General features: G+C 67.3%; 12 protein-coding genes and 1 tRNA gene. 9 read left to right on the top strand and 4 right to left on the bottom strand.

Features of this window, described 5'->3' with window-relative positions:
• The first annotated feature begins 57 nt into the window (after positions 1–57).
• From AC1DVA_RS02300 to AC1DVA_RS02285, 4 genes are all read left to right on the top strand, one after another.
• Complete coding sequence (locus AC1DVA_RS02300) at positions 58–1,329, top strand: solute carrier family 23 protein (RefSeq protein ID WP_476804832.1); 1,272 nt, start codon at positions 58–60, stop codon at positions 1,327–1,329.
• 139 nt (positions 1,330–1,468) lie between these two features.
• Positions 1,469–1,544 (top strand) — tRNA-Lys (locus AC1DVA_RS02295).
• Between the two features lie 171 nt (positions 1,545–1,715).
• Entirely contained in the window at positions 1,716–2,177 is a 462-nt protein-coding gene (locus AC1DVA_RS02290) for an MgtC/SapB family protein (RefSeq protein ID WP_265054054.1), read from the top strand.
• A gap of 71 nt (positions 2,178–2,248) precedes the next feature.
• The gene (locus AC1DVA_RS02285) at positions 2,249–2,506 is read left to right on the top strand and encodes a hypothetical protein (protein WP_265054053.1); all 258 of its coding nucleotides are present in this window, start codon (positions 2,249–2,251) and stop codon (positions 2,504–2,506) included.
• Between the two features lie 3 nt (positions 2,507–2,509).
• Here the strand turns inward: AC1DVA_RS02285 and AC1DVA_RS02280 are convergent, their stop codons facing one another.
• Positions 2,510–3,898, bottom strand: a complete 1,389-nt coding sequence (locus AC1DVA_RS02280; protein WP_476804831.1) for a M20 family metallopeptidase — start codon at positions 3,896–3,898, stop codon at positions 2,510–2,512.
• Positions 3,899–4,017: 119 nt separating this feature from the next.
• Here AC1DVA_RS02280 and AC1DVA_RS02275 point away from each other — a divergent pair, with 119 nt between their 5' ends.
• On the top strand, positions 4,018–5,421 hold the full coding sequence (locus AC1DVA_RS02275; protein ID WP_476804830.1) for an SNF2-related protein: 1,404 nt from the start codon (positions 4,018–4,020) through the stop codon (positions 5,419–5,421).
• Positions 5,422–5,437: 16 nt separating this feature from the next.
• On the opposite strand, the gene AC1DVA_RS02270 is transcribed toward AC1DVA_RS02275, so the two are convergent.
• Positions 5,438–5,608, bottom strand: a complete 171-nt coding sequence (locus AC1DVA_RS02270; protein WP_476804829.1) for a hypothetical protein — start codon at positions 5,606–5,608, stop codon at positions 5,438–5,440.
• Between the two features lie 111 nt (positions 5,609–5,719).
• Here AC1DVA_RS02270 and AC1DVA_RS02265 point away from each other — a divergent pair, with 111 nt between their 5' ends.
• Both AC1DVA_RS02265 and AC1DVA_RS02260 read left to right on the top strand, forming a co-directional pair.
• Complete coding sequence (locus tag AC1DVA_RS02265; protein WP_476804828.1) at positions 5,720–6,952, top strand: putative DNA modification/repair radical SAM protein; 1,233 nt, start codon at positions 5,720–5,722, stop codon at positions 6,950–6,952.
• Entirely contained in the window at positions 6,949–8,418 is a 1,470-nt protein-coding gene (locus AC1DVA_RS02260) for a UdgX family uracil-DNA binding protein (protein WP_476804827.1), read from the top strand. Before AC1DVA_RS02265 ends, AC1DVA_RS02260 begins: the two co-directional genes overlap by 4 nt.
• 6 nt (positions 8,419–8,424) lie before the next feature.
• On the opposite strand, the gene puuE is transcribed toward AC1DVA_RS02260, so the two are convergent.
• On the bottom strand, positions 8,425–9,849 hold the full coding sequence (gene puuE / locus AC1DVA_RS02255) for an allantoinase PuuE (protein ID WP_265054047.1): 1,425 nt from the start codon (positions 9,847–9,849) through the stop codon (positions 8,425–8,427).
• A 230-nt stretch (positions 9,850–10,079) separates the two neighbouring features.
• Positions 10,080–10,433, bottom strand: coding sequence for a hydroxyisourate hydrolase (uraH, locus tag AC1DVA_RS02250; RefSeq protein ID WP_265054046.1), 354 nt, complete (start codon positions 10,431–10,433; stop codon positions 10,080–10,082).
• 134 nt (positions 10,434–10,567) lie between these two features.
• Here uraH and AC1DVA_RS02245 point away from each other — a divergent pair, with 134 nt between their 5' ends.
• Positions 10,568–11,800 (top strand): urate hydroxylase PuuD, encoded by a 1,233-nt coding sequence (locus AC1DVA_RS02245; protein WP_265054860.1) that lies wholly within the window; start codon positions 10,568–10,570, stop codon positions 11,798–11,800.
• Positions 11,801–12,115: 315 nt separating this feature from the next.
• The gene (locus tag AC1DVA_RS02240; RefSeq protein WP_476804826.1) at positions 12,116–14,620 is read left to right on the top strand and encodes a hypothetical protein; all 2,505 of its coding nucleotides are present in this window, start codon (positions 12,116–12,118) and stop codon (positions 14,618–14,620) included.
• The last annotated feature ends 38 nt before the right edge of the window (positions 14,621–14,658 follow it).

Raw genomic sequence — 14,658 nt, 5'->3', positions numbered from 1 at the left:
GCCCTCATCTGCTCTTCCGGTGCGGTCGCTCCCCCGGCGGCCCTGGGGAGCGATATGATGGGCTATTTTCCGAACTGGACCCTGAAGACTTCCGGCGCGGTGATGCCGGACGAGCGGCTGCCGACCGGGCAGACGGTCATCGCGGGGATGCAGCACGTCGTCGCGATGTTCGGCTCGACGGTGCTCGCGCCGGTGCTGATGGGCTTCGATCCGAACGTCGCGATCTTCTTCTCGGGCATCGCGACACTGCTGTTCTTCGTCATCACGCGCGGGCAGCTGCCGAGCTATCTCGGCTCCTCCTTCGCCTTCATCGGCGTCGTCATCGCGGCGACCGGCTATGCCGGCTCCGGACCCAATCCGAATATCGGCGTGGCGCTCGGCGGCATCATCGCCTGCGGCGCGGTCTATGCGGTGATCGGGCTGATCGTGCAGGGCGTCGGCACGGCCTGGATCGAGAAGCTGCTGCCGCCGGTGGTCACCGGTGCGGTCGTGGCCGCGATCGGCCTCAACCTGACCTCGGTCGCGATCAGCATGATCTCGGCCAGCCCGTACACAAAGTGGATCGCGCTGTTCACGGTGGTCTCGGTGGCGCTGGTCGCTGTCTATGGGCGCGGGCTGCCGCAGCGCCTGCCCATCCTCATCGGTGGGCTCGCGGCCTATATCCTTTATGCGATCTCGGCGGCCAGCTTCGGTGCGCCGCCGATCGACTTCGGCAAGGTCGGCGCCGCTGCCTGGTTCGGCCTGCCGCAATTCGTGGCGCCGGTCTTCGAGATGAAGGCGATCACCCTGATCGTGCCGGTCGCAATCATCCTGGTCGCGGAGAATCTCGGCCACATCAAGGGCATCTCGGTGATGACCGGGCGCAGCTTCGACCACCTGATCGGCCGCGGCTTCTTTGCCGACGGTCTCGGCACCATGATCGCCGGCTCGGGCGGCGGCACGGGCGTCACGACCTATGCCGAGAACATGGGCGTGATGGCGGTGACGCGGGTTTATTCGACACTGGTCTTCGTCGCGGCCGGCATCATCGCCCTGCTGCTCGGTTTCTCGCCGAAGTTCGGCGCGGTGATCGGCACGATCCCCGTCGCGGTGCTCGGTGGCCTTGCGGTCGTGGTGTTCGGCCTGATCGCCGCGACGGCCGGCCGGATCTGGGTCGAGAACAGGGTCGACTTCTCCGAGCCGAAGAACCTCATCACGGTCGCGACCGCGCTGATCCTCGGCGCGGGCGATCTCAAGCTGCCGATCTTCGGCTATGAGCTCGGCGGCATCGGCACCGCGACCTTCGGCGCGATCGTGCTCTATCACCTGCTGAACCGCCGCGCGGCCTGACCATCCACAGGCTCGCCCGTGTTTTCGGGCGAGCCTTGAAAAAACTGTCATGGACGGGTGGACAGGGGGCAGGGCCTTTGCTACACGCCCCCTGCCTGACGCGGTCCACGCCGCCGAACGGCGGCGCTTCGTGGCGTATGGGTGATTAGCTCAGTTGGTAGAGCAGCTGACTCTTAATCAGCGGGTCGTAGGTTCGAGCCCTACATCACCCACCACGGTTTTCCTGAAAATCTCCGGATCGTACTTTCGCTGAGGCGAGCGGCTGGCGCCTGGGGCGCAGCAGCCCGGTCGTGGCCTGTTGCCGTTACCGGCCGACGCAGCATCTTCGCCGGCTTCGCGGCTGTGCTATCGTTGGCCCCCAATTAAAGGCGGGAGCGAGCAGCAGCGTGGCGGAACTCGAACTGCTTCTTCGGCTGCTTGCCGGGCTCGCGGCGGGCGTGGCGGTCGGCTGGCAGCGGACTGTCCAGCGCAAGAGCGCCGGCATCCGGACCTTCGGCCTGGTCGGGCTAGGGACTGCGGTGGCTGCAAGCCTGTTCAGCGAGGCGCTGCATCCCGACGCGGCGAGCCGCGTGGTGCAGGGCGTGCTGACCGGCGTCGGCTTTCTCGGCGCCGGGCTGATTATCCGCCGCAACGACGACATGATGCCTCACGGCCTGACCACGGCGGCGGCGGTCTGGGTCACGGCTGCGCTGGGATGTGCCGCCGGGCTGGGGCACTGGCTCGTCACGCTTGCCGCCACGGTGCTGGCCCTCGTCCTGCTCGCACTCGATCACTCGCTGGAGAGCTGGATCCAGGCGCGGCATCCGCTGCCGAAAGACGAAAAACGAGGTGCGGACCAACGGGAGTAGCCCTGCCAGCTTCGATCGGGCGGAGCCTTTCGGCGACTGCGGCGTTGCTGTCCTGAAAGGGCAGTTTCCGCATGATGCAGTTCAATCGCAGCCTAGAAGCCGGCCCCGGCAATACGCCGGCCGTGCCGAACCCACCGCCAGAGGTCCCGCCGCTGACGCCCGGCGACGTGCCGCCGGCCCCGCCGGTCGAATCGCCGCCCGACGAGGAGCCGCAGGGCATCCCGACCGAGCCGCCACCGGAATTGCCGCCGAACGCACCGCCGGAGGCGCCCCCGGCGACGCCGATCGACCTGCCGCCGGGACGTGACCCGCGCCAGCCGCAGGAGTGAGCTTCAGACGGGCGGCGTGCTTCCCGCGCCGATGTCCCAGTAGAGCCCGGCCATTGCCGTCAGCGCTTCGCGCGCGATGGCGACGGGGAGGTGTTCGTCCGGCGCATGCTGCGAGCAGCCGGGATAGGAATGCGGCACCCAGATCGTGCGCAGCTTCAGGATCTCGGCGAAGATGTCGTTCGGCAGGGAGCCGCCAAGATTGGGCAGGAGCGCGGGCTTCTTGCCGGTGCTCTCGGCAATCGAAGCGATCGTGAAGGCCACCCACGGATTGTCCGGATCGAGCCGTGTCGCGCCGAAGCGCTCGGTGCCGGGCATGATGATCTCGACCATCGGGAAACCGTGGCGATCGAGGTGGCGGCGCAGCGCCGGCGCGACGTCGCGCGGCTCGATGCCCACGACGAAGCGCAGGGCGACGCGGGCCCAGGCGCTCGGCGGCACCGCGTTGACCGGCGTTTCCGGCACGCCCGACTTCATCGCCAGCACATCGAAGGAACACCAGCCGAAGACCTGCTCGGCCGGCGAGAGGCCGGCCTCGCCCCAGTTCGGATCGATGGTCGGGCCGTCCGGTCCGCCGTCGATCTCGCAATCGGCGACGGCGCGACGCACGGCCGGTGGCAGCTCCTTCGGAACCCATTCGTGGATGCGGATCTGGCCGGTCGGCGAGGTGATCGAGGCGATGGCGTGGGCGAGCTGGATGGCGGGATCGGACAGAATGCCGCCCCAGTTGCCGGAGTGATGGCCACCCTCGCGCGCGGTGATCTGGAGGTCGAAGGTGATGACGCCGCGGGCGCCGAGGAAGACGGTCGGCCGCTCGGCGTTGAGGCGCGGGCCGTCGGAGGCGATCAGCACGTCGGCCTTGAGCAGCTCCGCCTGCTCCTCGCAGAGTTCGCGCAGGCCGGGCGAACCCGATTCCTCGCCCATCTCGATCAGGTATTTGGCGTTGAAGCCGAGCTTGCCGCGCGTTTCCAGCACGGCGCGGAGCGCACTCAGATTGATCAGGTGCTGGCCCTTATTGTCGACGACGCCGCGGCCGTACCAGCGGCCGTCACGCTCGGTCAGCGCCCAGGGCGAGAGGCCTTCGCTCCATTGCGCGTCGAGGCCGCGGATCACGTCGCCATGGCCGTAGCCGAGGATGGTCGGCAGGGCTGCATCCTCGATACGCTCGGCGTAGAGGAAGGGGCCCTTGGCCTTGGCATGGGTCAGGACGCGGCAGGTGAAGCCGAGCGATTCCAGCAGCGGGCGCATCTCGGTGTCGAGATATTGCGAGAGCACCGGGGCGCGATCGGGATTCTGGCTTTCGGTCGGCATCGCGACAAGGCGGGCAAGATCGCTCTTGAGCCGGCCTGAATCGAAACAATCCTGTGCTTTCGCGATCGCCTGCGCACGGGTCATCTGTCTGGGTCTCCCGGATTCGAGGCCGGCACAGTGCCGGTGGACGCCGTGGCGCGCCAGTGCCAAGAGAGCGGAACGGGCATGGCGTGCCCGATGAACGGAATTCGCGCTGCCCGCCCATGAATTTTGTCCCGCATCCCCACCAGATCGTCGCGCGCGATGCGATCCTCGCGGCGCGGGCCAAGGGCGCGGCCGGCTTCCTGCTTGGCGACCTGACGGGACTCGGCAAGACCTTGTCGGCCTGGCTCGCGCTTTCGGCGATGCCGGAAGAGGAGGTGCTGGTGATCTGCCCGAAGGGCGCGATCCCGCAATGGCGGCGGACCATCGCGCTGTCGGGTTTGCCGGCGAAGCGGGTGACGCTGATGAATTTCGAGAAGACGAAGTCGCTGCTCGCGCCGCCCACCGACAGCAAGAAGCGCTCGACGCGGGCCAAGAACAACGAGATCGCCAAGCACGGCACACCGAAGCGGACCTGGCCGCTGGTGGTGATCGACGAGGCCCACCGCATCCGCAACCCCAACTCGCAGCAGGGGCTGGTCTGCCGGCAGATGGCGGAGGCTGCCGATTTCACGATCTATATGAGCGCGACGGCCGGCCAGTCCCCGCATGAATTGTCCTATCTCGCGCCGCTATTGGCCAAGGCGGCGGGCATGCCATCAGCCGATCTCGACGGCTTCCGCCTGCTGATGAAGCGGCTGAAGATCGGCCGGGCGAAGGGCCGCTGGAAAAACTGGAGCTGGGAGCCGAACGAGGCCGACCGGAAGGTGATGGCCGATCTGCTCTATCGCGGGGCGAATGCCATCGGGCTGCGGCGCCGGCCGGAGGAGATCGCGGGCTGGCCGGAGGTGCAGCGCGAGCTTGCTCCCGTTGCGCTCGATGCCGCCTCGCGCAAGCTCTACGACGCGACATGGCGCGAGTTCCGCAAGGAGCTCGGCCTCGCCGGCGGCTCGACGCGCAAGCCTCAGGGCTGGGCGGCCGATCTGCGCTTCCGCCAGAAGGCGAGCCTGCTGCGCATCCCCGGTACCGCGGATTTCTGCGAAGACCTGCTTGGCAATGACGAGCAGGTCGCGATCTCCGTCGCCTTCCTCGAAACCAGCGCGATGCTGGCCGAGACGCTGCGCGGGCGCGGCTGGCGCACGGCCGAGATCAACGGAGAACATTCGGGCACGCAGAACGAGGAGACGCGCATCGCTTTTCAGACGGGGCAGCTCGATGCGGTGATCTTTACCGTCACCGAATCGATTTCGCTGCATCGCGGCGAGATGCCGGGCGGGGAGCGGGAGCGGGCTCTGGTGGTTCACGACATGCGCCACAGCGCGATCCAGCTCCAGCAGATCGAGGGCCGCTGCCATCGCGACGGCCAGCACGCGACGATCTTCTATGCCTATGCCGAGGACACGGTGGAGGAAGCCATCGCCGCGACCGTGATCCAGCGCATGGCTGCGATGGAGGGGCTCGCCGGGGACGATACGCGGATGCTGGAGGCGATTGCGGGAATCGTCGAGGGCAGGGCGGCCGCCTGAGCCACCCGAGGGCCGCTCAGTTGCGTGCGCGCTCGCCGAGTTCCTTGGCGCCCTCGACCGACGCACTCGTCAGCCGGACGATGCTGTTCCAGGCGTCACGCGTGTAGGCGCCCTGATGCACGACGGCGTCGTATCCGACGACCAGTATGATGATGACCAGCAGCAGGCGGAACACCGGACACTCCATGGGGTTTCCGCCGAACAACGCCCGCCCGCGCGACGCGGTTCCCGCTGCCGACAAAGCTTGCCAGAGGCGGAAGCCGTCTGATAGAACAAATAGTGAACATAAGGAAACGCCATGGCTCAGCTCACCACGATGGAGAAGCTCGAGATTCTGAGCGACGCCGCCAAATACGACGCGTCCTGCGCGTCGAGCAGCACGACGCGGCGCGATTCCCGCGACGGTCGCGGGCCGGGCTCGACGACGGGTTCCGGCATCTGCCATTCCTATGCGCCGGATGGCCGCTGCATCTCGCTGCTCAAGATCCTCCTGACCAATTTCTGCAGTTTCGACTGCGTGTTCTGCATCAACCGCTCGTCGAGCAATGTGCGCCGCGCCCGGTTCTCGGTGGAGGAGGTGGTGAAGCTCACGCTGAGCTTCTATCGACGGAATTACATCGAGGGGCTTTTCCTCTCCTCGGGCATCATCCGCTCTCCCGACTATACGATGGCCGAGCTCGTCCGCGTCGCCGAGACGTTGCGCCTGCAGAATGATTTCCGCGGCTACATCCATCTCAAGCTGATCCCCGGCGCCAGCCAGGAGCTGATCGAGCGGGCCGGGCGGTTCGCAGACCGGGTCTCCGTGAATGTCGAACTGCCCAGCGAGGCAGGTTTGGCGCGTTTTGCGCCGGAGAAGAGCGCCGTCGCCATTCGAAGCGCGATGGGCGGGCTCAAGCTGAAGATCGAGGAGGCCGCAGAGGAACGGGAGGCGAGCGCGAAGGCGCCGGCCTTTGCGCCTGCCGGGCAGAGCACCCAGATGATCGTGGGGGCCGACGGCGCGAGCGACGGGACGATCCTGAGGCGCAGCGCGCTGCTCTATGGAAGCTTTGGGCTGAAGCGGGTCTACTACTCCGCCTTCAGCCCAATCCCGGACGCCTCGCGGCAACTGCCCCTCATCGCGCCGCCGTTGATGCGCGAGCATCGGCTCTACCAGGCCGATTGGCTGACGCGCTTCTACGGCTTCGAGGCCGAGGAGATCATCGCGCAAGGGGAGATGCTCGACCTCGACATCGATCCCAAGCTCGCATGGGCCCTCAAACACCGGGCGCGCTTTCCCGTCGACGTCAACCGGGCCGACCGCGAAACGCTGCTGCGCGTTCCGGGGCTCGGAACCCGCAGCGTCGACCGCATCCTGACCTCCCGGCGCTTTCGGCGTCTGAGGCTTGAGGATGTCGGGCGGCTGACGCGTTCGCTCGCCACCATCCGCCATTTCATCGCAGCCGAGGGATGGTCTCCGGGCCGGAGCCTCGACCGTGAAGGGCTGCGGGAGCGGTTGTCGCCGCGGCCGCAGCAGCTCTCACTGTTCGCATGATCGCGGCGCGGCTTTCAGGGCCCGCCGACTTCGCAGGCTGGCGTGCCGAGGCGCGCCGGCTGGCGCAGGCGGGCGCAGCGCCCGAGGACGTGGAATGGAATTGGGGCGAAGGCGGGGGCGGCCTGTTTGGAGCCGGGGATGCGCTGGCACCGGCGCAGGCGCAGCCTTGCGATCTCACGGTGCCCAGGCGCTTCCTTGATCTGGCCGAGACGGTGATCTGCCACCGGGACGGTGGCCGCTTCGCCTTGCTCTACCGCATGCTGCTGCGCCTGCAGCAGGAGCCGGCGCTGCTCGACGACAGCGTCGATGCCGATGTCGCCCGGGCGCAGGCGATGGCGCGCTCGGTGCGGCGCGACCTTCACAAGATGACGGCTTTCGTCCGCTTCCGGGCGGTGGCCGGGGCGTGCGAGGACGGCCCTTTCGTCGCCTGGTTCGAGCCCGAGCATTTCATCCTGGCGCCCGCCGCCACCTTCTTCACCGCGCGCTTCGCGGCGATGTGCTGGTCGATCCTGACCCCGCAAGGCTCGCTTCACTGGGATGGCGAGACGCTGCTGCACGGTCCACCGGCCCGGCGAGCCGAGGTTCCCGATGACGACCGGATGGAGGATTACTGGCGCACCTACTACGCCAGCATCTTCAATCCCGCGCGTTTGAAGGTCAGGGCGATGCGGGCCGAGATGCCGATGAAGTATTGGCGGAACCTACCCGAGGCCGAACTGATTGCTCCCTTGATCGCCAGTGCGAACCGGCGGGCGGAGGAGATGGTGATGCGCACTCCGACAGAACCTCCGGAGCGACATATCAGGCAGGAGCGGCGGTCGTCTCAAGCGGATCAGCCGGCGAACGAAGCCGCGATCGCGTCATGGCAGGATGCGGCGGCAGTCGCGCAAGGCTGCACCCGCTGCGAGCTTCATTGCCATGCGACGCAGGTCGTGTTCGGGGAGGGGCCGCTCGACGCGCCGGTGATCTTCGTCGGCGAGCAGCCGGGCGATCAGGAAGACCTTGCCGGCAGGCCCTTCGTCGGGCTGGCTGGGCGGCTCTTCGATCAAGCTCTGGCCGAAGCCGGGCTCGACCGGCGGCGCGCCTATGTCACCAATGCGGTGAAGCACTTCAAATTCCAGTTGCGCGGCAAGCGCCGCATCCACGAGAAGCCGAATGTCGGCGAGATCAAGGCCTGCAAGTTCTGGCTCGATCTGGAGCGCGGCTTCGTCAAGCACGGGCTTGTCGTCGCTCTCGGGGCGACGGCCCTGCGCTCGCTCACCGGCCATGCCGGCCCTCTCGCCCAGGCGCGCGAGCGGGAGCTGGTCCTGGACGACGGCACGCCGTTGGTCGCCACCGTGCACCCGTCCTTCCTGCTGCGCCTGCCGGATGAGGAGGCGAAGCGGCGCGAATATGCCCGCTTCGTCGCCGATCTCAAGCGCGTCGGTTCGCGCGTTTCGGCGCTTCGGCTGGAGCGGGCGGCCTGAACAGCCTCAATCGGCGGGCAGCAGCTCCTTCAGCCGGAGCAGGACGATCTTCTCGACCTGGGTCAGTGCCGTCGCAAATTCCTGCTCGGGCGTGTTCTTCAACCGCTCCTCGAAAGCGGCGAGAATCTGGGCCTTGGTCGCGCCTTTCACCGCCATGATGAAGGGAATGCCGAAACGGGCCTTGTACGCCTCGTTCAACGCCGTGAAGCGGACACGCTCGTCGCTGGTGAGGCGGTCGAGCCCGGCCGAGGCCTGTTCCTGCGTCGATTCCGGCGTGATCTCGCCGGCCGCCGCGAGCTTGCCGGCAAGATCGGGATGGGCGTTGAGCAGGGCCTTCTGGCGCTCCGGCGAATGCTTGCGCATGGCGGCGACCATCGCCGCATGCAGTCCCTCGGCAGTGTCCTGCGCCGTGCCGATCCCGGCATCATAGGCCGCCTCGGCGACCCAAGGAGAATGCTCCCAGACGCGGCCGAAGACCTCGACGAAGAGGGCCTTCGGCAGTTTCGAGGGCACATAGCCGCCGGCCGGAGGATGTGTCCTGACCCAGTGGCGGGCGATGTCGAGGCGCGTCGCAACCCAGGCCTTCTCGTGGCTCTTCACATAGTCGAGGAAGCGGGTGAGCGCCGCGGCGCGGCCCGGCCGGCCGACGAGGCGGCAGTGCAGGCCGACCGACATCATCTTCGGCGCGGTCTCGCCCTCGGCATAGAGCGTGTCGAAGGTGTCCTTCAGATAGGCAAAGAACTGGTCGCCACTGTTGAAGCCCTGCGGCGTGGCGAAGCGCATGTCGTTGGTGTCGAGCGTGTAGGGCACGGCGAGCTGCGGCCCCTTCGGTCCCGAAAGCCAGTAAGGCAGCTCGTCGGCATAGACATCGGCGGTGTAGAGGAAGCCGCCTTCCTCCATCGTCAGCGGTATCGTGTTCTGCGAGGTGCGGCCCTGATAGCAGCCGAGCGGGCGCTCGCCGGTGAGCTCGGTCTGGATGCGGATAGCTTCGAGGATGTCTGCGCGCTCGCGCTCCCTCGGCACATCGCGGTAGTCGATCCATTTCAGGCCGTGGGTCGCGATCTCCCAGCCGGCCTCCTGCATCGAGCCGACGATCTCGGGATAGCGGGCGAGCGCGCTGGCCACGGCGAAGACCGTAACGGGCAGGTTCCGCTCGGTGAACATCCGCCAGAGCCGCCAGTAACCGGCGCGGGAGCCGTATTCGTAGATCGACTCCATGTTCATGTGGCGCTGGCCGGGCCAAGCCGCTGCGCCGACGATTTCGGAGAGGAACGCTTCCGAAGCGGCGTCGCCATGCAGGATGTTGTTCTCGCCGCCTTCCTCGTAGTTGACGACGAACTGGACGGCGATGCGCGCCTCGCCCGGCCAGTGTGGATGGGGCGTGGTGCGGCCATAGCCCTTGAGGTCGCGCGGATAGGCGGTGGTGGTCATGTGCGGCTGCCCACAATTCGATTCAGACGATGATGCTAGATCACTCTATTTGATGCGGAAACTCTCCGTCATTCCGGGGCATCGCGCAGCGATGAGCCCGGAACCCAGAAACGATACCCTCTCAAGCAAAGCTGTTTCGGCCGACGCGCTTGCCGTGCAAACGCATTGTTTCTGGGTTCCGGGCTCGGGCCTTCGGCCCGCCCCGGAATGACGGCGGAGGGTTGGTAAACTCAACTCCCCCGGTAGGTCGTATAGCCATAGGGCGAGGCGAGGAGCGGGACGTGATAATGCCGAGTCACCTCCGAGATGCCGAAGCGCACGGTGACGACGTCGAGGAAGGCGGGCTCCGGCATCGTGACGCCGCGCTCGCGAAAATAGGGGCCGATCGCGAAGTCGATCTCGTAGATGCCCGGCCGGGTCGCTTCGGGCGTGAGCAGCGGCGCGTCTGTGCGGCCATCGGCATTGGTGAGCGTCTCGACGAGCGTCTCGCTGCCTTCCGGGCCGAGGCGGCGCAGCGAAATCGCGACCCCGGCAGCGGGCTGTCCGCCATGGGTGTCGAGGATATGCGTCGTCAGCCCTGCCATGTCCGTTCCCGTCGGTTCGCGTGTCGAGGCCAGCAACTTGCATGCCGGCTTGCCTCAACCGTAATTTGCCGGAAGGCCAATTCCAACGGCGCGTCGCGCCGGCCCGGCCGAATCGAGGATGGTGACCGCCGATGATGGAAGCCTATCTGATGGAATGGGGCGGCATGATGCTGCGCTGGCTCCATGTCATCACGGCGATCGCCTGGATCGGCGCCTCCTTCTTCTTCATCCATCTCGACGCCTCGCTGAAGCCGGCCGAGGACATTCCGCCCGGTACAGGCGGGCGGGCCTGGCAGGTGCATGGCGGCGGCTTCTACGAGATGCGGAAATACATGGTCGCGCCGGCCGTGATGCCGGCCGAGCTGACATGGCATAAATGGCAGAGCTACTGGACCTGGATCTCCGGCTTCTTCCTGCTGGTCTGGGTCTATTACGCGCAGTCGGAGCTCTATCTGATCGACCCGGCGGTGATGCAGCTTTCGCCCTTTGCGGCCGGCGCCATCGGCATCGCGGCGCTGGTCGTAGGCTGGCTGATCTACGACCTGATGTGCAAGTCGCCGCTCGGCAAGCACGACGTCCTGCTGGGGCTCGTCGGCTTCGGCTATGTGGTGGCGGCGAGCTGGGCCTTCGCCAGCGTCTTCTCCGGGCGGGGCGCGCTGATCCACACCGGCGCGCTGATGGCGACGATCATGACCGCCAACGTCTTCTTCAACATCATGCCGGGGCAGCGGAAGGTGATCGCGGCGCTGACCGCCGGCGAGAAGCCCGATCCGAAATACGGCAAGGCCGCCAAGCAGCGCTCGACGCACAACAACTACATCACCCTGCCGGTGCTGTTCCTGATGCTGTCGAACCACTATCCGGTGACCTATGCCAACTCGACTGCGATCCCGCTGCTGGTGGCGCTGGTGATCGTAGCGGGCGCGCTGATCCGGCATTTCTTCAACGTCCGCCACGCCAACCACGCCAAATCGCCCTGGTGGTGCTGGGCGGTGGCGATCCTGGCGCTGTGGCTCGCCTTCTGGGTGGCGATGTCGTCCTCGCCGGGCGGGCGCGATCAGCTCGGCCTCAAGCCGCGCGAGGCGGGCAAGCCGGTCCTGCTGGCGGGCATGACGCTGCCGCCGGTGGAGGTCTCCAACATCGTCGCCGGGCGTTGCGCGATGTGCCATGCGCCCGAGCCGTCCTGGCCCGGCATCCAGATCGCGCCGAAAGGCGTGCTGCTGCACGAGCCGGAGCAGATCGCCGCCCATGCCCGCGCCATCCGCATGCAGGCGGTGATGACGCACGCCATGCCGCCGAACAACCTCTCCGGCATGACACCGGCGGAGCGCAAGGTGCTGGCCGGCTGGCTCGCCGCCGGGCGCTAGCACAGGGAGTTCGCAAGGAACCGCGCGTCATCCCGGGCTTGACCCGGGATCCATCGCGGAACGCCGAGCCCTCCGATGGATCCCGGATTTGCGCCGCTTCGCAGCTTGTCCGGGATGACGCTGCGGCTCCATCACACATCGGCGCGCAGGCGCATCCCCTTTGGTCTTTCTTCAGCTTGTCCTCAGCCGTGCTCACGGATGCGTGATCGCGTTCAGATTCGGTTCAGGTGCGCCGCAGCATCGTCAGTCCACTGACAGGGCTGAAGACAGGATCCCAGAACGGGACCGTTCGTGCCGAGGACCGTGGGGGTCCAGTTGAGACGTTTGGATGCAAGGTGCGCCGGCTACCTGCTGGCGGCCGCGGGTTTCGTCGTGGCATGGGTGGTCCTGTGCTGGCCCTGGCTTTCGGGTTCGGTGACGATTCCGTTCGATGCGAAGGCGCATTTCCAGGCGCAGGTCCAGTTCCTGGCGAACGCGCTCCATTCCGGCCAATCGCCGTTCTGGAACCACAACGTCTTCGGTGGCTCGCCGCAGATCGCCGATCCGCAATCGCTGATCTTCTCGCCCGCGATCCTCCTGGCGCTGCTCTCGCCTTCACCGAGCTTCCGCGAGGTCGACGCCTATATATTGGCGCATCTCCTGGCCGGCGGACTGGCGCTCATCGTGTTCTTCCGCGATCGCAACTGGCATCCGGCGGGCGGGCTGATGGCGGCGCTGGTCTTCGCCTTCGGCGCCTCAGCCGCCTGGCGGGTGCAGCATGTCGGGCAGATCGCCAGCCTCGCCTTCTTCGCCATCGCCTTCTGGCTGACGGCGCGCATGCTGCAGCGGTCGTCGATACTTTCCGGCGTCTTCGCCGGGCTTGCCGCCGGGCTGATGGTGCTCGAGCCCGATCAGGTCGCGTTGCTCGGCGGCTATGTGCTTTTCGGCATGGTCGTGGCGCATTGGCTTTCGGGCGGCTGGCCCGCTTTCCGCACCAGCCTGCTGCCGATCGCCGCCGCCAGCGTCGCGGGGCTCGCCGTCATCGCCTTGCCGCTGATCTGGACCTGGCTCTTCGCCGAGGCGACGACCCGGCCCGAGATCGACCTGACCGAAGCCGGGCGCGGCTCGCTGCATCCGGTCTCGCTGCTGACCGCCTTCATCGGCGACCTGTTCGGCGCCAAGGACCCGAATGTCGAGTTCTGGGGCCCGTACAACAATCCGCAATGGGCCAAGGAGCTCTTCCTGTCGCAGAATATGGGGCAGGTCTATTTCGGCGCACTGCCGCTGCTGCTGCTGCTGGCGCCGGGGCTGACGCGTGGCTGGCTCTGGGACAAGGCGGTGCGGCCGCTGACGCTGATGTTCGCCTTCATGGTGCTGTTCGCGCTCGGGCGCTACACGCCGCTGTTCCAGTTCGCCTATGATTATCTGCCGGGCATCAAGGTGTTCCGCCGGCCGGCCGATGCGACCTTCCTGATCGGTGGGCTGGCGGCGGTGCTGTCGGGCTATGTGCTGCATCGCATCCTGACGGCCGAGGCGGGCACCTCGTTCCGGCGCGATCTCCTCATCGGTGCCGGGCTCGTTCTCGCAAGCTTGGCGGTTGCGCTTCTGGTGTCGCGCGGCGAGGGGCATCTCGGCGATGCCTGGAAGCCCGTGGCGCTGGCGATCGGCTGGTTCGCGGTCGCGGGCGGCGCCTTCTTCATGCTGCAGCGCTGGCGCGGCGCGCTCGGCACGGCCGCGGCCGCTATCCTCGTCACGGGCGTGGTGGCAGCCGACCTCGGCGTCAACAACGGCCCCAACGAATCCACGGCCCTGTCGCCGCAGCTCTACGACGTGCTGCAGCCGGGCACGAAGAACGAGACCATCGCGCTGCTGAAGCATCTGACGGCGCAAACGGCCGATTCACCGCGTCGCGACCGGGTCGAGCTGCTCGGCCTGGGCTTCGAATGGCCGAATGCCGGCATGGTCCACGGCTTCGACCACACGCTGGGCTACAACCCCCTGCGGCTGGAGGATTTCTCCGAAGCGGTGGGCACGCGCGACGGCATCGCCTCGCCGTCAGAGCGCAAGTTCACGCCGCTCTTCCCGTCCTATCATTGCCGGCTCGCGAACCTGCTGGGCCTCCGCTACATCGCCTCGCCGGTCCCGATCGACCAGGTGGACCATGCGCTGCGCGGCGGCGATCTCAACCTGATCGCCCGGACGAAGGAAGGCTATGTCTACGAGAACCCGCATGCGCTGCCGCGCGTGCAGTTCGTCGGCGGCTGGCAGTTCGCCGATTTCGAGAGCATGAAGCTCTCGGGCCGCTGGCCGGAGACCGATCCGCAGCAGGCCGTGCTGCTCGATGTCGAGCCGCCGGTCGTGACGGCGGAAGGGCCGGTCGCGGTGCAGGCCGATGTGAAGCTGACGCGGTATCGCAATGCCGAGGTCGAGATCGAGGTGACGACGCCTTCAGCCGGCTTCGTGGTGCTCAACGACATCTGGCACCCCTGGTGGAAGGCCGAGGTCGACGGCGTCGAGACGGAGATCCTGAAGGCGAACGTGTTGTTCCGCGCCGTGCAGGTTCCGGCCGGCACGCACAAGGTGCGCTTCAGCTTCCAGCCGCTGTCGGGCGCGCTTGCCGAGCTCAAGGCACGCATCGAGCCGCAGGAGCCGGAGGATAATCTGCCGCTGCCGCCGATGCATGGCGAGCCGCAGATCGTCACCGCGCCGGGCGAAGGGCCGATGCTGGCCGGCCCGTCTCAGAGCGTGCGCAATTCGCTCGGCCTCGCCCCGGTGCAGAATACGCCGGCGCGGAGCGGGACGGCTGCCGCTCACATCCCGAGCGACGTCACCGCGCAATAAAAAAAAGCCGCGGCCTTTGCCGCGGCTTCATCGATGCC

The organism is Allobosea sp. P4_C6 (assembly GCF_056402015.1).
The sequence above is the reverse complement of the archived record's forward strand: the minus strand, read 5'-3'. Positions and strand labels throughout refer to the sequence as shown.